The sequence below is a fragment of the Plantactinospora solaniradicis genome (genome assembly GCF_042658085.1).
In the GTDB taxonomy this organism is placed as follows: domain Bacteria; phylum Actinomycetota; class Actinomycetes; order Mycobacteriales; family Micromonosporaceae; genus Plantactinospora; species Plantactinospora solaniradicis.
Genome location: NZ_JBHSPR010000001.1, coordinates 543,526 through 569,659, shown reverse-complemented (window position 1 = coordinate 569,659; position 26,134 = coordinate 543,526). Strand labels below are relative to the sequence as shown.

The following is a 26,134-nucleotide window of genomic DNA, read 5'->3' as shown; positions in this document are numbered from 1 at the left end:
CGCGGGCACGACGGAGGTTCCCTGCGGGAGGCGGGCGGACGCCTGCCCCGTCGAGCATCCGTCGGCAGGACCGCGATCCCGAACCGAAGATCACCGCCGGTCATCGGAGGTCGCTGTCGAGGGTCAGATCCGACGGTCGCCGATCAGTGGGCAATGGCGACGGGTGCCGACCGGTGGATCAGATCCAGCGGTTGCCGAGCCACATTCGGGTGGACCAGTCCGCGTACGGCAGGAGCTGTCCGACGAAAATCGGATGGAAGTAGGCGAAGCAGATCGCGACCAGGAGCACGTACGTGCCCGCCACGATCGCGCCGATCATCCGGCGGTCGCTCACCCGCCCGGCCGAGTCGTCGTCGGCCGGTCCGGTGGCTGGATCACCGCTGCCACCTCGGGCGCCTACCGGCGTCGGTGCCCGGGCCGGACCGGTGATCGCCCCGAGCACGTAGGTCACCGCGAGGATCATGAACGGCACGACGGGTGCGACGTAGAAGAAGAACATCGTCCGGCCGTCCAGCGCGAACCAGAACCAGGGCAGCAGCCCGACCGCCACCGGCAGGAGGATCGCCAGGGCCCGCCAGTCCCGCCGGGCGATGCCGAGCCAACCGAGGGCGGCGAGTGCCGGCAGGAAGGACCACCACAGGATGGGGGTGCCGAGCAGCAGGATCTCCGACGCGCAACTGGGTGCCCCGCAGGCGCCCTGGTCCGACCAGTGGAACGCGACCGGTCGCCCGAGCAGCAGCCACTGCCACGGCCAGGACTGGTAGACGTGCTTGTCGTCGAGTTGGGCGTGGAACTTCAACGCCTCGACGTGGTAGTGGTAGAGGTTCTGCAGGCTGCCGATGATCGGCATGCTGGACTGGCCCGTATCGGCCCGCCAGTTCCGGAAGTACCCGTTGTCGCTGAGGAACCAGCCCGACCAGGTGGCCAGGTAGGTGACCAGGATCAGCACCCCGGCGATCGACAGCCAGCCGATCTCGTCGAGGAACGTGTCCCGCCACGGCCGGCGTACCCCGACCGACTTCCGGGCACCGACCTCCCAGAGCACGACCAGCAGCGCGAACGCCGGAATGAAGTAGAGCGCGCTCCACTTCACCCCGAAGGCGCAGCCGAGCATCACCGCCGCGAGCAGTCGCCACCAGGGCACCCCGTCGGAGAGCCGGAACGGCGGCCGGTGCCGGCGACCCGAACGGCTCGGATCCATGCCGCCCTCGACGGCCCGCAGCCAGCGCGCCCGCCGGACGTCCCGGTCCACCACGAGGGCGCCGAACGCGGCGAGTACGAAGAACATCAGGAAGATGTCGAGCAACGCGGTGCGGGACAGCACCAGATGGAAGCCGTCCAGCGCCATCAGCAGGCCGGCGGCGCAGCCGAGCACCGTCGAGTGGAACATCCGGCGGGCGATCCGGACGAGCAGCAGCACCGAGAGGGTGCCGATGATCGCGGCGGAGAAGCGCCAGCCCAGTTCGTTGTAGCCCCAGATCCGCTCGCCGACCGCGATCATCCACTTGCCGAGCGGCGGATGCACAACGTACGCGGCGGTGTTGTTCTTCTCGTCCCACTCGATGCCACGGAGCAGCAGGTTGTGCGCGTCGGTGGCGTAGTAGAGCTCGTCGAAGATCTTGCCCTTCGGATTGCTCAGACCGACCAGGCGCAGGATGCCGGCGATCAACACGACCACCGCCGTGGCCAGCCAGGACCATCCGTCGAGCCGGGCGTCGAACGGCGCCAACCGGCGTCTGATGATCGCCGGAACTCCGCCTGTGGGACGGTCGGAACGGTCGGTCGCGGGCGGCCCGGTGGAGGTGTGCGAGGTCACCTCGACGACGGGACCTGTCGGCGGCCCGGCGATCGCCGGGCCCTCGGTCTGCGCTGTCGACGCCAGAGTCACCCCGTGATCGTAGGCTGCCATGGTGTGAAACGGGGCACGACGCTCGCTATGTGCGATGACATGCATCGATGAAGGAGTCAGTTCGTGGGAAAAACGCCCGGTAGCGGCCGGCTGGTCCTGCTCGGTGCGCCGCTCGGCAATCCCGGCGACGCCTCGACCCGGCTGCGGGACACCCTCGCCCAGGCCGACGTCGTCGCCGCGGAGGACACCCGCCGGCTCACCCGGCTGGCCCGCGATCTGGACATCGTCATCCCCGGCCGGATCGTCTCGTACTTCGAGGGGAACGAGGAACGGCGTACCCCGGATCTGGTCGCCGCCGTCCTCGACGGCGCGCTCGTCGCGCTGGTGACCGACGCCGGGATGCCGAGCGTCTCCGACCCTGGCTACCGGCTGGTCCGGGCCGCCCTGGACGCGGGCGTGCCGGTCACCGTGGCACCCGGCCCGAGCGCGGTGACCACCGCGCTGACCCTCTCCGGGCTACCCACCGACCGGTTCTGCTTCGAGGGCTTCCTGCCCCGGACCGGCGGCCCGCGCCGGGCCCGGCTGCGGGCCCTCGCCGCCGAGGAGCGCACCCTGGTCTTTTTCGAGGCGCCGCACCGGGTGGCCGGCGCGCTCGCCGACCTGGCCGGGGCATTCGGTGCCGAGCGACCGGCGGCGCTGTGCCGAGAGCTGACCAAGACGTACGAGGAGGTGCTCCGCCGCCCGCTCGGCGAGTTGGCGAGCTGGGCCGCGACCGGCGAGCCGCGCGGCGAGATCACTCTGGTGGTGGCGGGCGCCCCGGTGGTCGCCACCCCACCCCCGGCCGACGTCGACCTGCGGGCCGCGGTGGCAGACCTGGAGGCCACCGGTACGTCCCGGCGTGACGCGATCGCCGCCATCGCGACCGAGTACGGCCTGCGCCGACGGGACGTCTACGCCGTCGTGCATCCGCCCACGACACGTTGACCAGCGACGGAGCGCCGCCATCGGTGGGCGGCGGGTTCGGTAGGCGGGGTACAGGGCGGCGCGTTCAGTAGGCGGCGGCGAGGAAGCCGACCGTGAGCAGCAGTGGCCCGGCCAGGCTGATCAGGGCGGCCGGACGGCGGTACCGCCGCTCGGACAGGCGTAGCGCGCCGGTGGCCCAACCGACCCCGGTGCTACAGAGCAGGATCACCCCGAGGCCCAGCGACCAACGCAGGTGCAGCGGGCCGGTGCCCGCGCCGACGTACGCCTTCTGGCTGTCCGCGCTGATCATCCGGGCGGCCACCTCGGCGCCGACCTTCCGGCCACCTCCCTCGACACCCACCAGCCGGATGTCCCGGGCCTTGAACAGGCCATCGGCCGCGGTGAACTCGCCCCGGCAGTGCTGACCGAGTCCCCGGCCGGTGCAGCTCGCCACGGTCGCGGTGCCGACGTCCCCGTGGCCGACGGCGAGCCACAGCGGTTCCGCGCTGACCCAGGCGAAGAAGCTGGCGAGCAGGGAGAACAGGATCACGCCAGCGAGCCCGAGCACCGGATCCCGCTGCGGTTTCGGTGGCCTGGGCGGGCGGGGGAGCGCCGCTTCGGCGGCCGGTTTCTTCGGTCGGCCGTACCAGGTCCGGGGCGTGGGCGCGACCGGCGTCCCGTCCCAGTGGACCTCCTCGATCGGCAGCCAGAAGTCCTCGCCGTCGTCCTCGTCGACGCTCGGGTCCGAGCCCGGCCGGGCCGTCGGCATCGACGTGGTGGGACCGTCCCAACCCGCGAAATCCGCCGGTACGGTGACCCTCGGGGCCCGTTGGGGAAGCATGGTCAGCGGCGCGCCGGTGGTCGCCTCGATGCCGGACGGTCCCGGGACCGTGCCCGGTGCGCTGACCCACGGCGAGCCGACCATCGGCGAGGCGCCGCCGAACGGCCCGAGCGGCGCGGGTTCGTACCCGGCCGCCGGCTGGACCGCCGCTCTCTGCGCGGGCGCCGGTCCCGGTACCGCTCCGGCGGGCGGCCCGGCGTCGTCCGGCACCGGCACGTCTGGCGCGGGTACGTCCGCGGCTGGCGTGGGCACGTCCGCGGCCTGCGGTTCGGCCCGGCCCGGTGCCGGCGGCTCCGTCGACGGCTCGGTACCGCCCCGGGCTCGGGCCTCGGTGGGCACGGCGGGATCGGCCTCGGGAGGGTGCGTTTCTGCTGGTCGCTGCCCACCTGAGCTGCCCGTCACCGGTCCATTGGACACCGGGGGGACGGCTCGGGGAGGCAGCCCGGCGCGCGTGTCGGCGGCAAAACAGTCGGATATTGGCAGATGAGAGCGGATCTTTCCGACTTGATGAGGCACTTTTCGGTCGTTGACGTACGTCGCGTCGCTTTTCAGTCAAGCTCGATCCGGGGGTCGGTCAGGATCGATCCGGGGTCGGCCAGGGGCGCGAGGAGGAGTTGGTTCGCGGTTGCCCTGCCCTGGTCACTAGGCTTGTTTTTCATGAGTCACGTTCTCGCCGCGGTCGCCTGGCCCTACGCCAACGGCCCGCGCCACATCGGCCACGTCTCCGGCTTCGGGGTTCCCTCCGACGTGTTCAGTCGGTACATGCGGATGGCCGGTCACGACGTACTCATGGTCTCCGGCACCGACGAGCACGGGACGCCGATTCAGGTGCAGGCCGACAAGGAGGGGGTCAGCCCACGTGAGCTGGCCGACCGCTACAACCGGGTGATCGTCGAGGACCTGCACGGGCTGGGCCTCTCCTACGATCTGTTCACCCGGACCACCACCGGCAACCACTACGCCGTCGTGCAGGAGCTGTTCGAGACGCTGCACCGCAACGGCTACATCGTGCCCAAGGTGACGATGGGAGCGATCTCCCCGTCCACCGGCCGTACGCTGCCGGACCGCTACATCGAGGGCACCTGCCCGATCTGTGGGTACGAGCATGCCCGGGGCGACCAGTGCGACAACTGCGGCAACCAGCTCGACCCGATCGACCTGGTCAACCCCCGCTCGAAGATCAACGGCGAGACGCCGCAGTTCGTCGAGACCGAGCACTTCTTCCTCGACCTGCCGGCCTTCGCGCAGGCGCTCGGCAAGTGGCTGGACAGCCGGGAGGGCTGGCGGCCGAACGTACTCCGGTTCTCGAAGAACCTCCTCGACGACCTCCAGCCCCGGGCGATCACCCGAGACCTGGAATGGGGCGTACCGATTCCGCTGGAGGGCTGGCGGGACCGCGGCGACAAGCGGATCTACGTCTGGTTCGACGCGGTGATCGGCTACCTCTCGGCGTCCATCGAGTGGGCCCGGCGCTCCGGCGACCCGGAGGCCTGGCGACGCTGGTGGTCGGCCGACGGCGAGGGGAAGGACGCCCGGGGCTACTACTTCATGGGCAAGGACAACATCGTCTTCCACTCGGTGATCTGGCCGGCGCTGCTGCTCGGCTACGACGGCGAGGGTGACCGGGCCGGCGAGCCCGGCAGGTTGGGTCTGCTCAACCTGCCGACCGAGGTGGTCTCCAGCGAGTTCCTGACCATGGAGGGGAAGAAGTTCTCCTCGTCCCGCCAGGTCGTGATCTATGTGCGCGACTTCCTCGCCAGGTACGACGCCGATGCGCTCCGCTACTACATCGCGGTCGCCGGGCCGGAGAGCCAGGACACCGACTTCACCTGGGCGGAGTTCCTGCGCCGGAACAACGACGAACTGGTCGCCGGCTGGGGCAACCTGGTCAACCGGTCGATCTCGATGGCGGCGAAGAACTTCGGCGCCATCCCGCCGATCGACCCGGCCGGACTCACCGAGGCGGACGAGGCGCTGCTCGCCACGGCACGGGCCGGGTTCACGACGGTCGGCCAGCTGATCGAGCGGCACCGGCAGAAGCAGGCGATCGGCGAGGCGATGCGGGTGGTCGGCGAGGCGAACAAATACCTCTCCGAGCAGGCTCCCTGGAAGCTGAAGGCGGAGTCGGACAAGCCCCGGATGGGCACGATTCTGCACGTCGCGCTCCAGGTGGTCAGCGATGCCAACACGCTGCTCACCCCGTTCCTGCCGCACTCCGCGCAGCGGGTGCACGAACTGCTGGGCGGCACCGGCGTGCACGCGCCGATGCCGTCGATCGTGCAGGTCGAGGATCTCGACGGCGGACCGGCGTACCCGGTGCTGGCCGGGGACTACACGGTCGGGGCGAAGTGGGAGTCGGTACCGGTCGAGGCGGGGCGGGCGCTCGCCACCCCGAAGCCGGTCTTCCGCAAGCTCGACCCGTCGATCGTGGACGAGGAACTCGCCCGACTCGGCGACTGAACCGATTCGTCGGTAAGCTTCCTCTCCTCACTCCCCCGAGTCGGAGACGGTGTCGATTGTGGAGCTGGTGACGTGACCGCGCCCAATGACGGAAGCAAGCCTCTGATCCGGCAGGACCTGCCCACCGCGGCCCGGATGTACGACTACTGCCTCGGCGGCAAGGACAACTTCCCCGTCGACCGGGCGGCGGTGCTGGCCGTACACAAGCAGTTTCCGGAGGGTGTGACCGAGGCCCGGAACAACCGCCTGTTCCTCTACCGGTTGGTGCGCTTCCTGGCCCGTGACGCCGGGATCCGGCAGTTCCTGGACATGGGCAGTGGACTGCCGACCCAGGCCAACGTGCACCAGGTCGCCCAGCAGTTTCAGCCGGACGCGCACGTGGTCTACGTCGACAACGACCCGATCGTGCTGGCCCACGGGCGGGCACTGCTCGCCGACGACCGGACCACCACCGTGATCGCGGCCGACATGACCGAGCCGGAGCGGATCCTCGACGACCCGGAGACGGCCAAGCTCGTCGACTTCTCCCAGCCGGTCGCCGCGCTGTTCCTGTCCATCGGACACTCCATCGTCGACGACGCGAGACTGCGAAGCATGCTCGGCACCGTGTGGGAGGCCCTCGCCTCCGGCAGCTACCTCGCGTTCTCCCAGGTGTGTGGGGTGGACCAGGCGACGGTGGACGAGGGCAACGAGATGACCCGGCGGCTCGGCCTGGTCTGGCGCAACCGCACGACGGCCCAGGTCGTCGAGCTGATGAGTGGCTTGACGGCGGCGGAGCCGGTGGAGCCGGGTCTGGTGAAGGTCGTCGACTGGCGACCCGACCCCGACCAGCCGTTGCTGGCACACGTCGACGAACCGCTGCGTCCGTACCTGGAGGCGCCGCCGGAGAACCAGCGCTCGATGGAGTGCGGCGTGGTGTTCCGCAAGCCCTGAGCCCGCTCAGATCTCGTACGGCACGTCGAGGACCTGGTCGTCGGTCACCTCGACCGCGGGCGCCCAGGACTCGTAGACACCACGTTCGTAGCACTGCGCGCCGAGCGCCGCGACGTTGTCCGGGTCGGGCTGGCAGAGCCGGACCCGCAGCCAGCCGCCCTCCTCGCGGAGCACCAGGCACCGGGTGTCGCGCCAGTGGACGTACCTGGCCCGGCGGGTGAGCGTCTCCACCTGATAGCGCGCCGCCCGGGTCATCGCCAGCATCCGGAACTCGCCGGGCGGGTCGGCGACCGCCTCGTACTCCTGCCCCCGGTAACCGCCGATCAACACGGTGGACCGGATCGCGTCGCCGGTCGAGACGTACTCCTGGTCGGGCGAAACGCCGGGCACCGCGGCGAGCAGGTGTCGCCAGCGCGGTCCGGCCATCCGTAGCCAGCCGCGCTGTTCCGGCTGGTACGTGTAGAGCACCACCTCGTCCCCGTCCATGGTGTGCGCCAGCAGGGCGGCGTTCGCCGGCAGCGGCAGGTCGGCGAAGTCCCGGGTGACGAACTCCGGAATGAGGTGGCGCCCGCTCGGGGTGAACCCGGTGCCGAGCACCGGTGGCCCGACCCGGTCGTGCGGCGGCATCGTCATCAGGCCCCGGTGCTCGCCGGCCAGCGGCGCGAGGTAGTCGACCGGGTCGGTTGCCCGCCAGCGCAGCAGGTACGCGACCTCGGGCACCGCCCGCCCAGCATCGGAGTCGGTACGCAGCAGCATCTGGTCGGCCGGGGTCCGCAGGTGGGCCACGTCGTACTCGCGGTAGCAGAAGCCGTACGGCAGCCAGCCGCGCAGCAGGAACCCGGCGAACTGCTGGGCGGAGAGCGCCTTCACCATCTGGCTGCCCCGCCGCACGGTCGCCGACTCGCGTACCGAGACCAGCACCGGATCCTCGGCGGCGGCCGGGCTCTGGCTGAGGCCGTGGATGTCCGACCAGCCCCAGACCCGGTGCAGCGGCGCCGTCAGCGGCGTGTCCGCGACCCCGAGCCCGTTCGCCCGTTCGCCGGTACCGGCACCGCGGCCCGCCCCGCCGACGTCGGGGAGTACGCCGACCTCGCTGGCGTGGGCGTACCGGTGGAACGGATAGCGCGCGTCGGGGCGGCCGTCCCGCTCGAACCCCGGCGCGGATTCGACGCTGAACAGCTCGTACGCGGCACCCCGGGCGAGTTCCTCGGCCGGGTGCACGGCACCGCCGTACCGGACCCGCAGTCCGGCCGGCGTCTCGGGCACCGCACTGGCCGGCGGGGACACGCTCACCGCGCCGACGCTAAGACCGGCCAGCACCGGCCCGGTGAACGTCGGGTTACCGGCCGGGGCTGCCTGGGTCACGCCGAGCGCGAACTGCCGGTTCGGCTGGCGGCCCGGCGCCGGTTCGGTCGCCCGCACCCGGCGGTTCGGCCGACTCGGCCGTCAGGTGGCGGTCAGTGGCGCCGCCGGGCCTTGTGCTGGCCCGGTACCGCCCATCTGGTACGCCCGAGCCCGGGACGCCCGGCCGATATGTGATGCTGGCGGCGATGAGTCAGCCAACCGAGAGCCGCCGTCAGCGGGCCGCCCGCCGGGCGGGGGAGTTCCCACCAGCGCCGGAGCGACTGCCCGTGCCGGTGATCGACAGTCATACCCACCTGGACATCACCGTCGCCGAGGCCGGCACCCCGCCGGGCAACGGCCGGTCGGACGATCCGGTGGCGGCGGCGGTCGAGGTGGCTGCCCAGGTCGGAGTCGACCGGCTGGTGCAGGTCGGGGTCGACGTGGCCTCGTCGCGCTGGGGCGCCGAACTGGCCCGGCGGCAGCCGGCGGTGGTGGCCACGGTGGCCCTGCACCCGAACGAGGCGCCCCGGCTGGCCGAACTCGACGAGGCGCTGCGGGAGATCGAGTCGCTCGCCGCCGAGGACCGGGTACGCGGCATCGGCGAAACCGGGATGGACTTCTTCCGGACCGGGGACGACGGTCGGGCGGCCCAGGAGGTCAGCTTCCGGGCCCACGTCGCGATCGCCAAGCGGTACGCCAAGCCGCTGGTCATCCACGACCGGGATGCGCACGCCGACGTGCTGCGGATCCTGGACTCCGAGGGCGCGCCGGAGACGGTGGTGCTGCACTGCTTCTCGGGCGACGCCGAGTTCGCCACCGAGTGTGTCCGGCGCGGATATGTGCTGAGCTTCGCCGGCACGGTCACCTTCGGCAACGCCGCCGGACTGCGCGAGGCGGCCCGGGTGACTCCGCTCGACCAGATCCTGGTGGAGACCGACGCGCCCTACCTCACTCCGATGCCGCACCGGGGACGGCCGAACGCGTCGTACCTGATTCCGCTGACGGTCCGGTCGCTGGCCGAGACCACCGGCGCCGACCTCGGCGACCTCTGCGCGGCGATCTCGGCGAACGGGGAGCGGATCTTCGGCCCCTGGTGACCGCCCGCGCTCCCGGACCCGGACGCAGAGGGTCGCCGACGTCAGGCAGAGGGTCGCCGGCTCCGGGCGGTGCGTCCGGTACCGCCGGTCGGGCCGGTGGGCGGCTCCGGCGCCGGTGCGGCGGTGTCGTCGTCGGTCCCGCCGGAGAGCCGTCGGGCCGCCCAGGGTGTGATCACGAAGCCCCGCTTCACGGTCAGCAGTTGCACCCCGGCCGTCCATGCCTGGATTCCGTCGATTCCGCCGAGCGTCTTGGTGGTGAACTCGAAGACGTCCGCGTGGGTCGGCAGGATCACCTCGCACATCAGCGACTCCTGGCCGAGGGTCGCGGCGACGTACCGCACGCCGCGCAGCGCGGCCAGTTCGCGGGCCACCGCGTCGAGTCGGGACGGCGCGACGGAGAGCCAGAACAGGATCTCCGCCTCGAAGCCGAGCGCCGCCGCGGGGACCAGCGTGATCACCTGTACGCAGCCGGCGCCGTACAGCGACTCGAACCGACGCCGGACGGTGCTCTCGCTGACCCCCAGGCCCAGCGCCACCGCCTGGAAGCTTGCCCGGCCGTCCTCGCGCAGCGCCGTGATGATCCGCTCGTCCAGCTCGTCGAGGTGGGTCGGCGGACAGTCGTGCACCGGCGGCGGCGCGACGAGCTGGGGCTCGGTGCCGAGCAGGTGCCGGCTCCACTCGTGGGTCGACTTGTAGGTGTGCAGCTCCAGGTCGGCGACGCTGCCCTGGACGCCGGGAATCTTCTGTAGCCCGTTGAGCAGCACACTGTGCAGGCTGGTTCCCTTCGGCACCAGTATCTCGGCGACCAGGTCGTAGACCCCGGTCACCAGCGCGACGAAGCGGATCTCCGGCATCGCGGCCAGCGCCTGGGCGGCCGGGATCTGGCTGCCCGCCGCACAGCGGATCCGGACGATCAGCAGGTCGGCCGGGCCACCGCCGGGTTGCGGCGCGGCGGCCACCTTGACCAGCCCGCCGGCCAGCAGTTGCTGGGCCCGGCGCGCGACCGTGGTGACCGAGGTGCCGGTGAGCTGGGCGATGTCCGTCCAGCTCGCTCGGCCGTTGACCTGGAGCGCGGCGACGATACGCCGATCGGTGGGATCGAGGTCGTACGTCTCGCCCGTCGTCATGCCCGGGATGCCGGTACGCCGGCCAGGAAGTCCCGGACGACCCGCTGGAAGCGCTCCGCCTCCTCGATCTGCGGGGAGTGTCCGGAGTGCTCGAAGACCACCAGCCGGGCGTCCGGGATCAGTGCCGCGATGGTCTCGCTGCAGGAAACGGGGGTGATCCAGTCGTGTCGGCCCACGGTCACCAGGGTCGGGCACGAGATGCCGGGTAGCAATGACTTGATGTCATAATTCGGCTGATTTACAGCAAAAGCGAAGTTATGCGTGCCGTACCGGTACGGGGTGTCGGCGACCCGCTGCCGCACCTTCGCCCAGTCCAGGTCGTGGTCGTAGAGCGGCAGGATCTCCGCCCAGCAGTCCCGGAGGTCGTCGTCGTCCCGGACCGTGCCGGACATGATCCGGTCCAGCTTCACCCGGTCGATCTCCACCCGGGCCGAGGCGAGCGCGTTGTTCAGCGCCAACTCCTGGTTGGCGTTGTCGGCGGCGGTGTCCCGCAGCACCAGCGCGCTGACCCGGTCGGGATAGCGGATCGCGTACTCCATCGCGATGAAGCCGCCGTACGAGCCGCCGGCCATCACGATGCGCTCGGCACCGGCCCACTCCCGCAGCCCGTCGACGTCGGCCGCCCACTGTTCGTGGGTGAACGGCTCGTTGCCCTCGCTGACCCCGGAGCCCCGGGCGTCGAAGACCACCACCCGGTAGTCGTCGGCGAACGGCGCGAAGGCGGCGCGGGGCTCGGCCATCGAACCGAGGCCCGGCGCACCGTGATGCACGATCATGGTGGGCTTGCCCGGCGCGTCGCCGAGCACCTCGACGTGCAGCCGGTTGCCGTTGATCTCCACGAACATGTTCATACTCCGATCACGATGTCGGTCAGGTCCCGCGGATAACTGGTGAGCCGCCGTGGCCCGTCGTCGGTCACCAGCACGGTGTCCGAGATCCGGTAGCCGGCGTGTCCGGGTACGTAGACGCCGGGCTCGCTGGACAGCACCATGCCCGGCGCCAGCACCGTGTCGTCCCCGTCGGCCACCCAGGGCGGCTCGTGGAAGCCGAGCCCGATCCCGTGCCCCTGCCGGTGCCGAAGGTACCCGCCGAGGCCCGCCCGGCGGATCACGTCCAGGCAGGCGCGGTTGGCATCCACACACCGGGTACCCGGCCGCAGCGCCTCGGTGCCGACCTGCTGCGCCTCGCGGACCACCTCGTAGTAGTGCCGCTGCTGCGCCGTCGGCTCGCCGAGCAGGAAGGTCCGCTCGCTCTCCACGAACCGTCCGCCCACCGCACAGCCGAGCGACAGCATGAACGGCTCCCCGGGGCGCAGCCGGTCCCCGCCGGGCAGCCGGTGCGGCTGGGCCGAGTTGGGACCGCCGTAGACCAGGCCACCGGTGAGCATCGGCACCACCACGACGTCGTCGTGCTCGGCGTACATCATCGCCGCGCCGTACCGGGTGACGTGCCCGGCCAGTTCCGTCTCGGTCGGCAGGTCGCCGGCGCCGCCGACCGCCGCGCCGACCAGTCGGGCGCCCTCGGCCAGCATCGCGTCCGCGATCCGGGCCGCCTCGGTGTGCAGGGCGATCTCCTCCGGAGTCTTGCGCAGCCGCAGCTCACCGACCAGCCCCGTCGGCACCCAGGCGGTGTCCGGAAACGCCGAGGTGATCCCGGCGGCCCGGCCGACCGAGGTGGACGGCGCGTACCCGGCCCGGACCGGATCGGTCGACACCGCGTCGCGGAGCACCGCGAACGGGCTCCGCTCGCCGGGAAACTCCGGATAGACCACCAGGTCGGCGGCGGCGCGCTGGTCGGCGGCGTACTCCCGTTCCAGGTCGGGGACCAGCAGCAGGACGGCGCCGTCCCGGGGCAGGTACGCCGCCACCGGTCGCTCGTTCGGAAAGTGCGAGAACCCCGTCAGGTACGCCACGTCGAGCGGGTCGTCGAGCAGCAGCGCGTCGAGCCCGGCCCGGTCCAGTTCGGCCCGGACCCGCTCGTGTAGCGCCGAATAGAAGGAAGCGGCCAGTCGCACGGCGGCGATCACCTCGTCCGGGGGTTGCGGGCGTCGTTGTACGCCACGGCGAGCAGAGTGGTGGCCACCACCAGCAACAGGATGGCCAGGGACGGGAAGAGCGTGGTCCACCAGGCGGTGGCCAGTGAGCCGGAACGCTGCGCCTGGTGCAGGATCGTTCCCCACGACCAGCTGTTCGGATCCCCCAGTCCGAGGAACGACAGCCCGGCCTCGGAGAGCACCGCCCGGGACGTGGTCAGCACCACCGAGACCGCGACCACCGGGGCGACCCCGGGCAGCACGTGCTTCCGGATGATCCACAGATGTGACCCGCCGATGACGTGTGCCGCGGAGACGTACGGCATCGGCACCACGGCGAGGCCCTGCGAGCGGACCACCCGGGCCACCTCGGGCCAGCTGAAGACCGCGATCACCACGACCAGGGTCGGTACGCTCGGCCCGGCCAGCGCGGCCACCAGGATCATCAGCGGCAGTACCGGCAGCGACAGCGAGACGTCGACGATCATGCCGAGCACGATGTCGGCCGGCCGGAAGTACGCGGCGGCGACACCGACCAGCACCCCGATCACGATCGCCAGCAGGCTGGCCGCCAGGCCGACCACGATGCTGACCCGGGTGCCCCAGACCACCTGTGCGAACACGTCCCGGCCCAGGTCGTCGGTGCCGAACCAGTGCCCCGCGCCGGGGCCGGCGAGCACCTCCTCGCCGTACCCGCTCGGGTAGTCGGCGATCAGTGGCGCGGCGAGCGCGACGATGCCGAGCAGTAACAGCACGCCACCGCTGACCACGCCGAGCGGGTTGCGCCGGAACGCCTGCCAGGTCTGCCGGCCCACCGACTCCGACGGCGGCAGCATGTCCGCCGGCTTGGAAAGAACGTCCGTCATGAGGTACGCACCCTCGGGTCGAGCAGTCCGTAGGCGAGATCGGTGAGCAGGTTGGCGGCGATCACCGCGAAGGCGAGCATCAGGAACGCGCCCTGGAGCACCGGGAAGTCGAGCTGTCCGACCGCCTCGAAGATGGCCCGTCCGACACCCGGATAGGCGTAGATCGACTCGGTGAGCACCGCGCCGCCGACCAGGAAGCCGAGTTGCAGGCCCACCAGCGTGGTGGTGGGAAGCAGCGCGTTACGCAGGGCGTGCCGCCACACCACCTTGCGGTTCGGCAGGCCCTTGGCCCGGGCCAGCGTGCAGTAGTCCTCGCCGAGCGCGTCGATCAGCGTGCTGCGCAGGGTCAGCACGTACGAGCCGAGCTGCACCAGCACCAGGGAGAGACAGGGCAGTACGAGGTGCGCCGCGATGCTCCCGTACGCCGCCAGCCCGTAGACGTCGTCGTCCATCGCGCCGCCGATCGGCAGGATCCCGAGCTGTACGCCGAAGACGTACAGCAGGAACACCCCGATGCTGGGGATGAAGAGGGACTGGCCGGTGATGCCGCCGACCTGGATCAGCCGGTCCAGCGTGCCCTTCGCCCGGGTGGCGGCGACCACGCCGAGCGGGATGCCCAGCGCGACGGTGACGGCGAGCGCCGTACCGGCCAGCAGCAGGGTCCAGGGCAGCCGCTCCAGCAGGATGTCCAGCACCGGCTGGTTCTGCCGGAACGAGATTCCCAGGTTGCCCTGGACGAGTTGGGTCAGGTACTCCCAGTACTGGACCGCCAGTGGCCGGTCCAGCCCGTAGTCGTGCAGCAGTTCGGCTCGCAATTCCTCCGTCATGCCCGGATCGGCCACCGCCAGCGCGGGGTCGCCGGGCAGCAGGCGAAGCAGGAAGAACGTCACGGTCACCGCGAACCACATGGTCAGTACGCCGCGCAGCAGTCGGTGGGCGACGAACCGGGCACCGGCAGGCATGCTCTCTCCTTTCTGTGTAAGGAAGGGCCCCTTGTTATCGCTTTTTGTAGAAGAAGGGGCCCTTCCTAACACCCGTCGGACTGCTCAGCCGGCGTTCGCCTGGGCCAGCGAGACGGGGTTGACGATGGAGAGCAGTTCGCTCGGCTGGACCAGGAAGTTGGACCACTTCGCCGAGTGCGCGATGGTGAACTCCTCGACGTAGAGCACGTTGTCGTACACCTTGTCGGTAATGATCTTCGCGGCCTGCTGGATCGGTGCCTTCTGGGCCGGCTGGTCCAACTGGGACCGGGCCTGGTCGATCAGCCGGTCCAGCTCCGGGTCACAGGCGTTGGCGTAGTTGATGAAGCCCTTGCACTTGAACGCCAGTGCGAGGTTCGCCGGCGGGTTCTCCATGATCGCCCACGAGCCGGCGTAGATGTCGTAGTCCCGGGCGGTGTACTTCTCCACGTACGTGTTGCGCTCCAGGCCCTCCAGCTTGATCTCGATCCCGGCCTCCTTGCTGGAGTCCCGGACGAGCTGCGCCCACTTGGAGATGTTCGGGTCGGCCTGGTCGAAGATCATGCGCAGGCTCAGCCCGTCGAACAGGCCGTCGCCGTTGCCGTCTTTGAAGCCCGCCCCGGTGAGCAGCTGCTTCGCCTTCGCCGGGTCGTGTGCGTACTCCTTGGCGGACGGGTCCTGCCACTGCTTCAGCGTGGGGGTCAGCACCGAGGAGTTCGACGAGACCGCCTTGCCCTGCAACGCCACCCGGCGGATCGCCTCGTAGTCGACGGCGGCGGCCAGGGCCTGCCGTACCTCCAGTTTGTCCAGTGGCTTGCGCGCGGTGTTGTACTGCATGTGCGCCCAGCCCAGCGACGGCACCTTGACCAGCTTGAGCTTGCTGTCGCCTTCGAGGGTCTTGGCCAGTGGCGGCGGCAGCGCGTTCGCGATCAGGTCGACGTCGCCGTTGCGCAGTGCCAGCGCCTCGGTGTTGACGTCCGGGAAGACCCGGAAGACGACCTCCTTGGTCTTCGGTCCGCCCTCGACCAGCGGGAAGTTCTCCATCCGCTCCAGCACGTACCGCTGGCCGCGTTCCACGGTGGTCAGCTTGTACGGGCCGGCGGACACCCAGTCCTTGTCGTTGGCGAACTTCTGCACGCTGCCGACCTTGCTGAACACGTGCTCCGGAACGACCGGCATCCAGAACCCGACGTTCTCCAGGAACGTCCCGTCCGGCTGGGAGAGCTGGAACTCGATCTCCGTCGGGGAGAGCACGGTGGACTTCTGGTACGACGAGATGAGCCCGGCGACGACGCCGATCTTCTCCTTGGCGACCGCGTCGATGGTGAACGCGACGTCGTCGGCGGTCACCTTCTCCCCGTCGCTCCAGGTGAAGTCGTCCCGCAGGGTGACCTTGGCCTTGCGCCCGCCGTCGGTGTACTCCCACTTGCTGGCCAGGTACGGCGAGCGCACGCCGTCCATTCCCATGCTCATCAGCCGGGGGTACATCAGGTTGGTGACCCAGGTGTCGGTACGGCTGTTGCCGACCAGGGGGTTGTAGTTGAGCACGTCGGCGGTGGTGCCGATGGTGATCCGGTCCGCCGGGCCACCGTCACCGGTGGCCTGGCTGTCGGGGTTGCTGGGCGAGCAGGCGGTCGCCGCTAGCCCTATCAAGAGCGTGCCCACCGCCGTGGCGAGGGCGCGCCGGAATGTACGCATCAGTGCCAGACCTCCTCAAGGACGCGCAGAATGTTGCCCCCCAGGACCTTGCCGATCTCGTCGTCCGAGTAGTCGTGGCCGACCAGCCAGGAGACGATGTTCCAGTAGCACTCGGCCGGGTTCTCCAGACCGTCGACGTACGGCACCCGTGGGTGGTCGACGTGTCCGTGTGCCTCGGCGATGGACAGGTGCGCGGCGAACGTGTCGTGCAGGCCGACGTGGTCGCCGAAGAGGGTGTCCGGCCCGAACGCCACGTGGTCGATGCCGACCAGTTCGACGCAGTGGACGAAGTGGTCCATCACCGAGTCGATGCTGTGTCGGGGATGGGCCGGCGACAGGGTGGTGTGCGGCGCCGCCTCGAGCCCGAGCACTCCGCCGCGTTCGGCGCAGGCCCGGATGACCTCGTCGGGCTTCATCCGGTTGGTCGGCCAGACCGAACGGGAGCCGGCGTGGGTGATGAAGATCGGCTTGGTCGAGTGCGCGATGGTCTCCAGCGAGGTGCGGTCGCCGGAGTGCGAGACGTCGATGGCGATGCCGAGCTTGTTCATCCGGCGTACGGCCTTCTCGCCGAAGTACGTCAGGCCGCCGTCGGCGCGTTCCTTGAGCCCGCTGCCGAGGGTGTTCGCCTCGCTGTAGGCGATGCCCATCTGCCGGACGCCGAAGCCGTAGAGCATGTCGAGCCGGTCCAGCTCGTTCTCGATCATCGTGGCCGCCTCGGTGGCCAGCACCAGGCCCATCCGGCCGGTCTCGTGTGCGTGGTGGATGTCGGCCAGCCGCTCCACCCGGATCAGGTAGTCCTGGTGGGCCACGTCGGACAGCCGCATGCCGAGATCGGCGATGACGTCGGTCCACTTCCAGCCCATCTGGCTGGTCACGCAGCAGGTGCCGTCCATCATGTTGTCGAAGACCGCCGTCATCCCGGAGCGGGCCAGGCCGGCGTACCCGGTGTGGTGCCGGGCGGTGCGGTTGTAGTCGACGGTCTGGCCGATCTCCTCGGGGAAGACCGACGGGTGGTCGTGCAGCGAGATGACGACGTTGTCGGTGAGCAGCCGGCGGACCCGGTCCCGCTGCCCGTCCGACAGCGAGATGCCCTGGTACGCCGGCACCCGGCCGAGTTCCGGGGCGAGCGTGAACTCGCGGTAGTCGGTGCCTGCCTCCAGGTAGCTGTAGGACGTGTATCCGGTGTAGCGCGCGGCCGGGTCGAGCACGCGGCTCCCTCCTTCGGTCGGTTCCAGGGCCACGGCGTGCGGTGGATTTCGGCGCCGCGGTCGACCCTGGGTGTGGATTGTCGGCGATGTGGGTGGAGAGATTGCCAGGATCAGGCGCAGCATGTCAATATGGTGGCCATCTCCGGCGTGATTCGAGGGCTGGGCGCTAGAAATCGTTACGGCAGGAAACGTTCTGGAAATTCGGGAGGTGTAGTGAACGGCGGCGTAGCCACCCCACAGCGGTCACCGGATGTCGACCGGCCGGCGGCGCTGCGTATCCGAGGACTCGACGTCACCTTCACCGGCCGTCGAGGCGAGGTTCCGGCGGTACGCGGGGTCGACCTCGACATCGCCGCCGGCGAGGTGCTGGCCCTGCTCGGCGAGTCCGGATCCGGCAAGTCGGTCACCGCCCGCGCCGTGATGGGCCTGCTGGACACCCCCGGTGTACGCGTCGGCTCGGACGAGATCCGGGTCGCCGGCAACGACCTCGCCGCACTCGGGCCGGACGGGGTCCGGAAGTTGCGCGGCGACACCATGGCCCTCGTCTTCCAGGACGCCCTCTCGGCGCTCAATCCGGTGCTCTCCATCGGCGACCAGCTCGGCGAGGTGTTCCGGATCCATCGCGGGTCGTCCCGCCGGGCCGCCCGGGCCGAGGCGGCCGAACTGCTCCGGCTGGTCGGCATTCCCGCACCGGAACGCCGGGTACGCGACTATCCGCACCAGTTCTCCGGCGGGATGCGCCAGCGGATCCTGATCGCGATGGCGGTCGCCCTCGGCCCCCGGCTACTCATCGCCGACGAGCCCACCACCGCGCTCGACGTGACCGTGCAGGCGCAGATCCTCGAACTCGTCGACCGGTTACGCCGGGAACTCGGGATGGGCGTCCTGCTCATCACCCACGACCTCGGGGTCGCCGCCGAACTCGCCGACCGGGTCGCGGTGATGTACGCCGGCCGGATCGTGGAGACCGGCACCGTCACCGAGGTGCTGGACGGACCGGCGCATCCGTACACCGCCGCGTTGCTGCGCTCCGTACCCGATCTGGAACAGCCGGGCGACCGGCTGCGGCCGATCCCGGGAAGCCCGCCGAACCTGCTCGCGCTGCCCACCGGCTGCGCCTTCCATCCGCGCTGCGACCGGTTCACCGACGAATGCCTGGCGGACCGACCCGAGCGGCGACCCCTCGTCACCCCCGGCCGGACCGCCGCCTGTCACCACGCCCAGGAGGCCGTCGATGCCGCCGTCTGACCACCCGGCCGGGGCCGGCCCAGCCTCCGCCGTCCCGGCCGGGTCCGACCCGACCAACACCGACGCGGCCGGTTCCGGTCCGGCGACGACCGGTCCGGCGACGACCGGTCCGGCGACGACCGGTCCGGCGACGGTCGGCGTGCCGACCGCGCTGTCGGCCTCCGCGCGTCCGTTCGCCGCCGGCCCGCTGACCGCCGGCCCGTCGGCCCCGGGCGAACCGTTGCTGGTGGCCACGGCGGTCCGCAAGTACTACCGGGCCGGCCGCGGCCTCGGCAGCCGATCCCGGGTGCAGGCGGTGGACGGGGTGGACCTGACCGTCTCCGCCGGGGAGACCCTCGGCGTGGTCGGCGAGTCCGGCTGCGGCAAGTCCACCCTGGCCCGGCTGCTGGTCGGGCTGGAACGGCCCGACTCCGGTCGGGTGCGCTACGCCGGGGTCGACGTCGGCACCGCCCGGGGTACGCGGCGCCGCGAGCTTCGGCAGGCCGTGCAGATGGTCTTCCAGGATCCGGTCACGTCGCTCAACCCACGGATGCCGATCCTGGACGTGGTCGCCGAACCGCTCGACGTGCACCGACTGGTCCGGGGCGCTGCCGCCCGCCGGGACCGGGTCGCCGAACTGCTGGAGATGGTCGGGCTGGCCCCGGACATGATGCGCCGGTTCCCGCACGAGTTCTCCGGCGGGCAGCGGCAGCGGATCGGGATCGCCCGTGCCCTGGCCACCGAGCCCCGGGTCGTCGTCTGTGACGAGCCGGTCTCCGCACTGGACGTCTCCGTACAGGCCCAGGTGGTCAACCTGCTCGCCGAGTTGCAGCAGCGGCTGGGGATCGCGCTGGTCTTCATCGCGCACGATCTCGGCGTGGTCCGGCACGTGTCGCACCGGGTGGCGGTGATGTACCTGGGCCGGCTGGCCGAACTCGGCCCGGCCGCGTCCGTCTACCAGGCGCCGGCCCATCCCTACACCCGGGCGCTGCTCTCCTCCGTACCGGTACGCCATCCCCGGGAGCGGGGTCGGCAGCGGTTGGTACTCGCCGGTGACCCGCCCAGCCCGGTCGACCCGCCAGCGGGCTGCCGGTTCCACACCCGGTGCCCGATCGCCCAGGACATCTGCCGGAGGGAGCAGCCCGCGCTCCTCTCCCCGGGCGATTACACCCCGCCCGACGCCCCGGGCGATTCCGCTGCGACCGGCGCCCCGGGCGATTCCGCGCTGCCCGACGCTCCTACCGGCGCCCCGAGCGATTCCGCGCCGGGCGGCGTCGGGACCGCGCACGTCGCCGCCTGCCACTTCGCCGGTACGCCCGTTCCGGCCACGGCATCACCATCCTGACCCGTCCGACGGACGAATCCGGTGGTTTGCGCCGTTCTGACCCGTCGGCTGGATACGGCCGGGTTCGCCGTCGGTCCCCGCTCTGGTGGCCCGTACCCTGTCACAGCATGGCCGCAGACCTGCTCGGCCCGGCGGAGATCCGGGAACTCGCCGCCCGGCTGGGCGTCGCGCCGACCAAGCGGCTCGGCCAGAACTTCGTGCACGATCCCAACACGGTGCGTCGGATCGTCGCCGCCGCCGGACTGGGCACGGCGGACGTCGGCCTGGAGGTCGGCCCGGGGTTGGGCTCGCTCACCCTCGGTCTGTTGGCGGTCGCCGGGCACCTGCACGCCGTCGAGATCGACCCGGTGCTGGCCGCAGCCCTGCCGGAGACGGTCACCCGGCACGCCGGACGGACGGCTGCCGGGCGGTTGACCGTGCACCAGGCCGACGCGCTGCGGACCACCGCCGCCGACCTGGGCGACCCGGCCCCGACCGCGCTGGTCGCGAACCTGCCGTACAACGTCGCGGTACCGGTGGTGCTGCACCTGCTCGCCGAGCTGCCGAGCCTGCGCCATGGACTGGTGATGGTGCAGAAGGAGGTTGCCGACCGGCTCACCGCCGGCCCCGGCTCCCGGACGTACGGCATCCCGTCGGTGAAACTCGCCTGGTACGCGGACGCGCGCAGCGCCGGTCGGGTGCCACCGAACGTGTTCTGGCCGGTGCCGAACGTCGACTCCGGCCTGGTCGCCTTCACCCGTCGGGAGCCGCCCCGCACCGACGTACCCCGCAAGCGGGTCTTCGCGGTGATCGACGCGGCGTTCGCGCAGCGGCGCAAGACCCTGCGGGCCGCCCTGGCCGGCTGGGCCGGTGGCCCGGACCGGGCCGCCGAGGCGCTGGTCGCGGCCGGCGTCGACCCCGGTGCGCGGGGCGAGTCGCTGACCGTCGGGCAGTTCGCCGCGATCGCCGCGTCGGCCCCGGTGACCGCATCGACCGCCGAGTAGGCTGACGGCGTGTGTGGCAGGAGGTGTCCGACGTGACGGCGCAGCCCGTCGACCCCGCGTCCCGGCGGCCGTGGTCACCTGACCCGCTTCGACAGCGGCTGGCGAACCACACCATCGAAGACGTCCTGACCCTCCCGGACGACGCCCCCCGCGTCGAGCTGCGTGATGGAGTGATCATCGTAGTTCCCTCCCCGTCGTTCGGGCACCAGAAGATCAGCCACCGACTGTGGCGTTGGTTCGAGGATCATGCGCCGCGCGAGTTCGAGCCGAGTGGCGCCACGGGCGTGGTGGTGGGGCTGAACCAGACCCTTGAGCCGGACGTCCTGCTGCTGCGCGCGGAGACACTGCGGTACGGAAACCACTACGCACCCGCCGAGGACGTCGTGCTCGTGGTCGAGGTGGTGTCCCCAGGGACCCGCCGACGCGACCGGTTGGAGAAGCCGGCGGACTATGCGGCGGCGGGCATCCGGCACTACTGGCGGATCGAGCAGGACCCGGTGCACGTGCACGCGTACGAGCTGGTCGGTGACCGGTACGAGTTGGTGGCCGACTCCGCCGAGGAACTGGTGCTGGCGAAGCCGTTCGAGGTCCGACTCCGTGTTCGGGACCTCGCTCCGTGACCGAGGCGTGGCGACCGGACGACGAAGACGATCGTCCGCGCCGGGGCCTGCCGGGCCCGGTGAAGGTTCGGGTGCCGGCGAAGGTGAACCTCCATCTCGGGGTCGGGCCGCTGCGTCCGGACGGCTTCCACGAGCTGAACACCGTCTACCAGGCGATTTCGATCCATGACGAGCTGACCGCCAGACGCGGCGACACCCTGACCCTGACCATGGAGGGCGAGGGCACCGGCGAACTGGCGCTGGACGAGTCCAACCTGGTCATCCGGGCGGCGCGGGCGCTCGCCGAACACACCGGGATGCCGGCGCACGCCCGGCTGCACCTGCGCAAGCAGATCCCGCTCGCCGGTGGCCTGGCCGGCGGCAGCGCCGATGCCGCCGCCGCGCTCGTCGCCTGCGACGCACTCTGGGGGACCGAGCTGTCCCGGGACGAGCTGGCCGGGATCGCCGCCGGGCTCGGCTCCGACGTCCCCTTCCTGGTGTACGGCGGTACGGCGCTGGGCACCGGCCACGGTGAGACGATCAGCCCGATCCTGGCCCGTCCGGTCACCTGGCACTGGGTGGTGGCGATCGCCGACGGCGGCCTCTCCACCCCGGCCGCCTACCGGGAACTCGACCGGCTCCGGGACGAGTACGCGGCCCCACCGCCGTTGCGTAGCACCGACGCGCTGCTCGCCGCGCTGCGCGGCCGGGATCCGGCGCGGCTCGGCCGGGCGCTCGGCAACGACCTACAGGCCGCCGCGCTCACGTTGCGCCCCGCGTTGTCGGAGACGCTCAAGGCCGGCGAGGCGGCCGGTGCGCTCGCCGGTATCGTCTCCGGCTCCGGGCCGACCTGCGTGTTCCTGGCCGCCGACGCGACCCGGGCGGAGGAGATCGCGACCGAGTTGCGGGCGTCCGGACTGTGTCGGACGGCACGTACGGCGCACGGGCCGGTCCCCGGCGCCCGGGTCTGCTGATCGCCTGACTACGGTTCTGAGCATGGCCAATATCGTCAACCTGGATCGGGTCTCCAAGGGGTACGGCGCGGCGGGGCAGCTGCTCACCGACGTCTCGCTCGGCCTCGACGACCTGGACCGGATCGGGGTTGTCGGGCTGAACGGCGCCGGCAAGTCCACCCTGCTGCGGCTGCTGACCAAGATCGAGGATCCGGACAGCGGGCGGGTGACCCACCGGCGTGACCTGCGGGTCGCCTCGTTGCCGCAGACCCTGACGCTCGATCCCGAGGCGCGGGTCCGGGACGTGGTGCTGGGTACCGCCTGGCTGGACGAGGGGTTCGGCGCCGAGCACGAGTGGGCCGGTGACGCGGGCGTACGGGCGGTCCTCGACGGCCTCGGCATGCCGTACCTCGGGCTGGACCAGCCGGTCGGACCGATGTCCGGTGGCGAGCGACGCCGGGTGGCCCTGGCCGCGCTGCTGGTCCGCACCGCCGACCTGCTGGTGCTGGACGAGCCGACCAACCACCTCGACGTGGCCGGGGTGGACTGGCTGGCCCGGCACCTGATCGGCAAGCGGGGCGCGCTGGTGGTGGTCACCCACGACCGGTGGTTCCTGGACGCGGTCTGCACCAGTACCTGGGAGGTCGGCGACCAGGCGGTACGCGCCTACGAGGGCGGGTTCGCCGCCTGGACGCTGGCTCGGGCGGAACGGGAGCGGGTGGCCGCCACGACCGAGGCGCGCCGGCAGAACCTGCTGCGCAAGGAGATCGCCTGGCTGCGCCGGGGTCCGCCGGCCCGTACCTCGAAGCCGAGGTTCCGGATCGAGGCGGCGAACGCGCTGATCGCCGACGTACCGCCGCCGCGGGACAGCGTGTCGCTGCAACGGCTGGCCACCGCCCGGCTGGGCAGGCAGGTGTACGACCTGGAGAACGTCACCCTGCGGGCCGGCACAAAGCTGATCCTCGACGACCTGACCTGGCAGGTCGGCCCGGGTGACCGGATCGCCATCGTCGGCGCGAACGGCGCCGGCAAGACCACCCTGCTCCGGCTGCTCGCTGGCACCCGGGAGCCCGAGGAGGGGCGGCTGCGGACCGGCTCCACGGTCAAGCCGGCGTACCTCTCCCAGGAGCTGGCGGAACTGCCCGGCCAGCTGCGGGTGCTGGAGGCGGTCGAGGAGGTGGCCCGCCGGGTCGTGTTCGGGGACCGCGAGATCAACGCGTCCCAGCTGGCCGAGATGTTCGGCTTCGACGACCGTCGGCTCTGGACCCCGGTCTCCGACCTCTCCGGCGGTGAGCGGCGGCGGCTGCAACTGCTCCGGCTGCTCGCCGCCGAGCCCAACGTGCTGCTCTTCGACGAGCCCACCAACGACCTGGACACCGACACGCTCGCCGCGCTGGAGGACCTGCTCGACTCGTGGCCGGGCACCCTGGTCGTGGCCAGCCACGACCGATACCTGGTCGAACGGGTCACCGACGTGGTGTACGGGATGTTCGGTGACGGGCGGCTGGTCCATCTTCCCGGCGGCATCGAGGAGTATCTCGCCCGGGTCCCCACCTCCGGTGGGCTCCGGACCGGTGGGTTCGGCACCGCCGGCCCGGCACCCGGCGCGGCACCGGAGCGGACCGAGAACGGCCTGTCCGGAGGCGAACTCCGCGCGGTCCGCAAGGAGCTGACCCGGCTGGAGCGGCAGGTCGGCAAGCTGGAGCAGCGCGAGTCGGCGCTGCACGACCAGCTTGCCGAGCATTCCACCGACTACAACCGGGTCGCCGAGCTGGACGCCCAGCTCCGGGCCGTCCGGGCCGAGCGGGAGCAGACCGAGGAGGCGTGGTTGGCGCTGGCCGAACAGGTGCCCGAGAGCTGATCCCGGCGTGGCGGCCCGGGGGTGTGCGGCGTCGCTCGGGCGGCATGCGGGAGAATCGGCTTCGACCCCCCACTGGAACGGCGTTGGAGACTTCGAGCATGGGCCACAATCCCGTCAACCACCCCGCGCGGCCGATCTACCGGGCGATCGGCGGACTGACCGGCGTCTACCTGGTGCTCTTCGGTGTGCTCGGCATCGTCGAGACCAGCGGCGGCGAGTTCTTCGCCCAGGACGACACCCAGGTGCTCGGCCAGGGCACCAACCTCGGCAACTCGGTGATCTCCATCGTGCTCGGCCTGGTCATCCTGGCCGCGACCCTGATCGGCCGGAACGTCGACGTGGCGCTCAACAAGCCGCTCGGGTACGCCCTGATGGCCCTCGGCCTCGCCGGTCTCGCCGTGCTGCGTACCGACGCCAACTACCTCAACTTCACGATCGCCACCACGATCGTGATCATGATCATCGGTCAGGTGCTGCTGTTGGCCGGGATGTACGGCAAGGTCGGCTCCGACGAGGACTCCAAGGCCTTCGAGAGCGCGCGCCTGCTGGCCTGAGCGGCGGGTACGCCCTCGGCCGGTGATTGCCGGTTTGCCGGGCAGCCTCCTCCGTCCTGGGTGACAATCCGGTAGGAAAGTCATCCAACTGGTACGGAGGAGGGCCCATGGCGCATATCCCGGTGAACCATCCGGCGCGGCCGGTCTACCGGGTGATCGCCGGGCTCATCGCGCTCTACATCCTGATCTTCGGCGTCTTCGGCCTCTTCGAGACCGCCGACGACGATCTCTTCAGCCGGAACAGCCACTGGGTGCTGGGGCTGCGGACCAACCTGGCCTTCGCGCTGGTCTCCGTGGTCTTCGGGATCATCGTCCTCTTCGGTGCGGTGCACCGGGGCAATCTCGGGCACCTGATGAACCTGACCGCCGGGGTGGTCTTCCTGGTCGTCGGGCTGGTGATGCTGTCGGTGCTACAGACCGAGGCCAACATCCTCAACTTCTCGATCTCGACCGTCATCGTGTCGCTGCTGTTCGGGCTGGTGTTCCTGGCCACCGGCCTCTACGACAAGGTGGGTCCGCCGGAACACGCGGAGGAGGAGGACGAGTGGCGGAGCAGTTCGTCCGCCCGACCCGGCCGCTGAGCACCGCCGTGCCCGGTGCCGTCGAGCGCGCAGGCCGGTGGACCTCAGCGGGTCCGGCGGGTGAGCAGGGTCGGCTTGGCCTCCAGGTGGGACAGACCGTTCCAGGCCAGGTTGACCAGGTGCGCGGCCACGGTCTCCTTACGCGGCTTACGCACCTCCAGCCACCAGCGGCCGCTCAGCGCCACCATGCCGACCAGTGACTGCGAATAGAGTTCCGCGAGCTTCGGGTCGTACCCCCGGCTCTTGAACTCGGCCCCCAGGATGTGCTCCACCTGGTGCGCGACGTCGTTCATCACGCTGCTGAAGTTGCCGGTCGCGGAGAGCACCGGAGACTCCCGGACCAGCACCCGGAAGCCGTCGGTCTCCTCCTCGATGTAGTCGAGCAGGGCCAGTGCCGCCTGTTCGAGCAACTCCCGGGGGTGCCCGGCGGTCAGTGCGGTGGCGACCCGGTCGAGCAGGGCCCGTACCTCCCGGTCGACGACGACCGCGTAGAGGCCCTCCTTGCCGCCGAAGTGCTCGTAGACGACCGGCTTGGAGACCTTGGCGCGGGCCGCGACGTCCTCGATCGAGGCGGCGTCGAACCCGCGCTCGGCAAAGGCCTGCCGGCCGATGGCGATGAGTTGTTCGCGTCGCTGTGCCGCGGACATCCGTACC

The 26,134-nt window shown here is 71.1% G+C and carries 23 protein-coding genes; 12 read left to right on the top strand and 11 right to left on the bottom strand.

Features of this window, described 5'->3' with window-relative positions:
* Positions 1-178: 178 nt before the first annotated feature.
* Complete coding sequence (locus ACFP2T_RS02545; protein ID WP_377416787.1) at positions 179-1,888, bottom strand: dolichyl-phosphate-mannose--protein mannosyltransferase; 1,710 nt, start codon at positions 1,886-1,888, stop codon at positions 179-181.
* Positions 1,889-1,972: 84 nt separating this feature from the next.
* Between ACFP2T_RS02545 and rsmI the strand changes: the two genes are divergently transcribed.
* Positions 1,973-2,833, top strand: coding sequence for a 16S rRNA (cytidine(1402)-2'-O)-methyltransferase (gene rsmI, locus ACFP2T_RS02540; RefSeq protein ID WP_377416785.1), 861 nt, complete (start codon positions 1,973-1,975; stop codon positions 2,831-2,833).
* Between the two features lie 64 nt (positions 2,834-2,897).
* Here rsmI and ACFP2T_RS02535 read toward each other — a convergent pair whose 3' ends face one another.
* The gene (locus ACFP2T_RS02535) at positions 2,898-4,055 is read right to left on the bottom strand and encodes a hypothetical protein (protein WP_377416783.1); all 1,158 of its coding nucleotides are present in this window, start codon (positions 4,053-4,055) and stop codon (positions 2,898-2,900) included.
* A 255-nt stretch (positions 4,056-4,310) separates the two neighbouring features.
* Between ACFP2T_RS02535 and metG the strand changes: the two genes are divergently transcribed.
* Positions 4,311-6,113 carry a methionine--tRNA ligase gene (metG, locus tag ACFP2T_RS02530; RefSeq protein ID WP_377416781.1) on the top strand — a complete coding sequence of 601 codons (1,803 nt, stop codon included), beginning with the start codon at positions 4,311-4,313 and terminating at the stop codon, positions 6,111-6,113.
* Between the two features lie 72 nt (positions 6,114-6,185).
* A complete protein-coding gene (locus ACFP2T_RS02525; RefSeq protein WP_377416779.1) occupies positions 6,186-7,046 on the top strand; it encodes an SAM-dependent methyltransferase in 861 nt (286 codons plus the stop codon).
* Between the two features lie 6 nt (positions 7,047-7,052).
* On the opposite strand, the gene ACFP2T_RS02520 is transcribed toward ACFP2T_RS02525, so the two are convergent.
* Positions 7,053-8,339: a hypothetical protein gene (locus ACFP2T_RS02520; RefSeq protein ID WP_377417851.1), complete on the bottom strand. Its 1,287-nt coding sequence runs from the start codon at positions 8,337-8,339 to the stop codon at positions 7,053-7,055.
* A gap of 245 nt (positions 8,340-8,584) precedes the next feature.
* Here ACFP2T_RS02520 and ACFP2T_RS02515 point away from each other — a divergent pair, with 245 nt between their 5' ends.
* A complete protein-coding gene (locus tag ACFP2T_RS02515; RefSeq protein ID WP_377417849.1) occupies positions 8,585-9,487 on the top strand; it encodes a TatD family hydrolase in 903 nt (300 codons plus the stop codon).
* A 41-nt stretch (positions 9,488-9,528) separates the two neighbouring features.
* On the opposite strand, the gene ACFP2T_RS02510 is transcribed toward ACFP2T_RS02515, so the two are convergent.
* From ACFP2T_RS02510 to ACFP2T_RS02480, 7 genes are all read right to left on the bottom strand, one after another.
* Entirely contained in the window at positions 9,529-10,614 is a 1,086-nt protein-coding gene (locus ACFP2T_RS02510) for an Lrp/AsnC family transcriptional regulator (RefSeq protein ID WP_377416777.1), read from the bottom strand.
* A complete protein-coding gene (locus ACFP2T_RS02505; protein WP_377416775.1) occupies positions 10,611-11,465 on the bottom strand; it encodes an alpha/beta fold hydrolase in 855 nt (284 codons plus the stop codon). The genes ACFP2T_RS02510 and ACFP2T_RS02505 overlap by 4 nt, the downstream gene beginning before the upstream one ends.
* Complete coding sequence (locus tag ACFP2T_RS02500) at positions 11,462-12,628, bottom strand: M24 family metallopeptidase (protein ID WP_377416773.1); 1,167 nt, start codon at positions 12,626-12,628, stop codon at positions 11,462-11,464. Before ACFP2T_RS02500 ends, ACFP2T_RS02505 begins: the two co-directional genes overlap by 4 nt.
* Positions 12,629-12,636: 8 nt before the next feature.
* A complete protein-coding gene (locus tag ACFP2T_RS02495) occupies positions 12,637-13,512 on the bottom strand; it encodes an ABC transporter permease (RefSeq protein WP_377416771.1) in 876 nt (291 codons plus the stop codon).
* The gene (locus tag ACFP2T_RS02490; RefSeq protein ID WP_377416769.1) at positions 13,509-14,474 is read right to left on the bottom strand and encodes an ABC transporter permease; all 966 of its coding nucleotides are present in this window, start codon (positions 14,472-14,474) and stop codon (positions 13,509-13,511) included. Before ACFP2T_RS02490 ends, ACFP2T_RS02495 begins: the two co-directional genes overlap by 4 nt.
* Positions 14,475-14,558: 84 nt before the next feature.
* Complete coding sequence (locus ACFP2T_RS02485; protein WP_377416767.1) at positions 14,559-16,169, bottom strand: ABC transporter substrate-binding protein; 1,611 nt, start codon at positions 16,167-16,169, stop codon at positions 14,559-14,561.
* A complete protein-coding gene (locus tag ACFP2T_RS02480) occupies positions 16,169-17,377 on the bottom strand; it encodes a dipeptidase (RefSeq protein WP_377416765.1) in 1,209 nt (402 codons plus the stop codon). The genes ACFP2T_RS02485 and ACFP2T_RS02480 overlap by 1 nt, the downstream gene beginning before the upstream one ends.
* 129 nt (positions 17,378-17,506) lie before the next feature.
* Here ACFP2T_RS02480 and ACFP2T_RS02475 point away from each other — a divergent pair, with 129 nt between their 5' ends.
* From ACFP2T_RS02475 to ACFP2T_RS02440, 8 genes are all read left to right on the top strand, one after another.
* Positions 17,507-18,625 carry an ABC transporter ATP-binding protein gene (locus ACFP2T_RS02475; RefSeq protein WP_377416763.1) on the top strand — a complete coding sequence of 373 codons (1,119 nt, stop codon included), beginning with the start codon at positions 17,507-17,509 and terminating at the stop codon, positions 18,623-18,625.
* Positions 18,612-19,949 (top strand): ABC transporter ATP-binding protein, encoded by a 1,338-nt coding sequence (locus ACFP2T_RS02470; RefSeq protein ID WP_377416761.1) that lies wholly within the window; start codon positions 18,612-18,614, stop codon positions 19,947-19,949. Before ACFP2T_RS02475 ends, ACFP2T_RS02470 begins: the two co-directional genes overlap by 14 nt.
* 107 nt (positions 19,950-20,056) lie before the next feature.
* Positions 20,057-20,932 (top strand): 16S rRNA (adenine(1518)-N(6)/adenine(1519)-N(6))-dimethyltransferase RsmA, encoded by an 876-nt coding sequence (rsmA, locus tag ACFP2T_RS02465; protein ID WP_377416759.1) that lies wholly within the window; start codon positions 20,057-20,059, stop codon positions 20,930-20,932.
* Positions 20,933-20,964: 32 nt separating this feature from the next.
* Positions 20,965-21,552 carry a Uma2 family endonuclease gene (locus tag ACFP2T_RS02460; protein ID WP_377416757.1) on the top strand — a complete coding sequence of 196 codons (588 nt, stop codon included), beginning with the start codon at positions 20,965-20,967 and terminating at the stop codon, positions 21,550-21,552.
* Complete coding sequence (locus ACFP2T_RS02455) at positions 21,549-22,505, top strand: 4-(cytidine 5'-diphospho)-2-C-methyl-D-erythritol kinase (RefSeq protein ID WP_377416755.1); 957 nt, start codon at positions 21,549-21,551, stop codon at positions 22,503-22,505. Before ACFP2T_RS02460 ends, ACFP2T_RS02455 begins: the two co-directional genes overlap by 4 nt.
* Before the next feature lie 22 nt (positions 22,506-22,527).
* Positions 22,528-24,345, top strand: a complete 1,818-nt coding sequence (locus tag ACFP2T_RS02450) for an ABC-F family ATP-binding cassette domain-containing protein (RefSeq protein ID WP_377416753.1) — start codon at positions 22,528-22,530, stop codon at positions 24,343-24,345.
* 98 nt (positions 24,346-24,443) lie between these two features.
* Positions 24,444-24,899: a DUF4383 domain-containing protein gene (locus ACFP2T_RS02445; protein WP_377416751.1), complete on the top strand. Its 456-nt coding sequence runs from the start codon at positions 24,444-24,446 to the stop codon at positions 24,897-24,899.
* Between the two features lie 107 nt (positions 24,900-25,006).
* Positions 25,007-25,480 carry a DUF4383 domain-containing protein gene (locus ACFP2T_RS02440; RefSeq protein WP_377416749.1) on the top strand — a complete coding sequence of 158 codons (474 nt, stop codon included), beginning with the start codon at positions 25,007-25,009 and terminating at the stop codon, positions 25,478-25,480.
* 44 nt (positions 25,481-25,524) lie between these two features.
* Here ACFP2T_RS02440 and ACFP2T_RS02435 read toward each other — a convergent pair whose 3' ends face one another.
* Positions 25,525-26,127: a TetR family transcriptional regulator gene (locus ACFP2T_RS02435; RefSeq protein WP_377417847.1), complete on the bottom strand. Its 603-nt coding sequence runs from the start codon at positions 26,125-26,127 to the stop codon at positions 25,525-25,527.
* Between the last annotated feature and the right edge of the window lie 7 nt (positions 26,128-26,134).

Coding starts and splice junctions, on each gene's coding strand:
- metG (WP_377416781.1), top strand. CDS start 4,311: ATGAGTCACGTTCTCGCCGCGGTCGCCTGGCCCTACGCCAACGGCCCG.
- ACFP2T_RS02515 (WP_377417849.1), top strand. CDS start 8,585: ATGCTGGCGGCGATGAGTCAGCCAACCGAGAGCCGCCGTCAGCGGGCC.
- ACFP2T_RS02510 (WP_377416777.1), bottom strand. CDS start 10,614: ATGACGACGGGCGAGACGTACGACCTCGATCCCACCGATCGGCGTATC.
- ACFP2T_RS02505 (WP_377416775.1), bottom strand. CDS start 11,465: ATGAACATGTTCGTGGAGATCAACGGCAACCGGCTGCACGTCGAGGTG.
- ACFP2T_RS02495 (WP_377416771.1), bottom strand. CDS start 13,512: ATGACGGACGTTCTTTCCAAGCCGGCGGACATGCTGCCGCCGTCGGAG.
- ACFP2T_RS02490 (WP_377416769.1), bottom strand. CDS start 14,474: ATGCCTGCCGGTGCCCGGTTCGTCGCCCACCGACTGCTGCGCGGCGTA.
- ACFP2T_RS02485 (WP_377416767.1), bottom strand. CDS start 16,169: ATGCGTACATTCCGGCGCGCCCTCGCCACGGCGGTGGGCACGCTCTTG.
- ACFP2T_RS02475 (WP_377416763.1), top strand. CDS start 17,507: ATGGTGGCCATCTCCGGCGTGATTCGAGGGCTGGGCGCTAGAAATCGT.
- ACFP2T_RS02470 (WP_377416761.1), top strand. CDS start 18,612: ATGCCGCCGTCTGACCACCCGGCCGGGGCCGGCCCAGCCTCCGCCGTC.
- rsmA (WP_377416759.1), top strand. CDS start 20,057: ATGGCCGCAGACCTGCTCGGCCCGGCGGAGATCCGGGAACTCGCCGCC.
- ACFP2T_RS02450 (WP_377416753.1), top strand. CDS start 22,528: ATGGCCAATATCGTCAACCTGGATCGGGTCTCCAAGGGGTACGGCGCG.
- ACFP2T_RS02445 (WP_377416751.1), top strand. CDS start 24,444: ATGGGCCACAATCCCGTCAACCACCCCGCGCGGCCGATCTACCGGGCG.
- ACFP2T_RS02440 (WP_377416749.1), top strand. CDS start 25,007: ATGGCGCATATCCCGGTGAACCATCCGGCGCGGCCGGTCTACCGGGTG.
- ACFP2T_RS02435 (WP_377417847.1), bottom strand. CDS start 26,127: ATGTCCGCGGCACAGCGACGCGAACAACTCATCGCCATCGGCCGGCAG.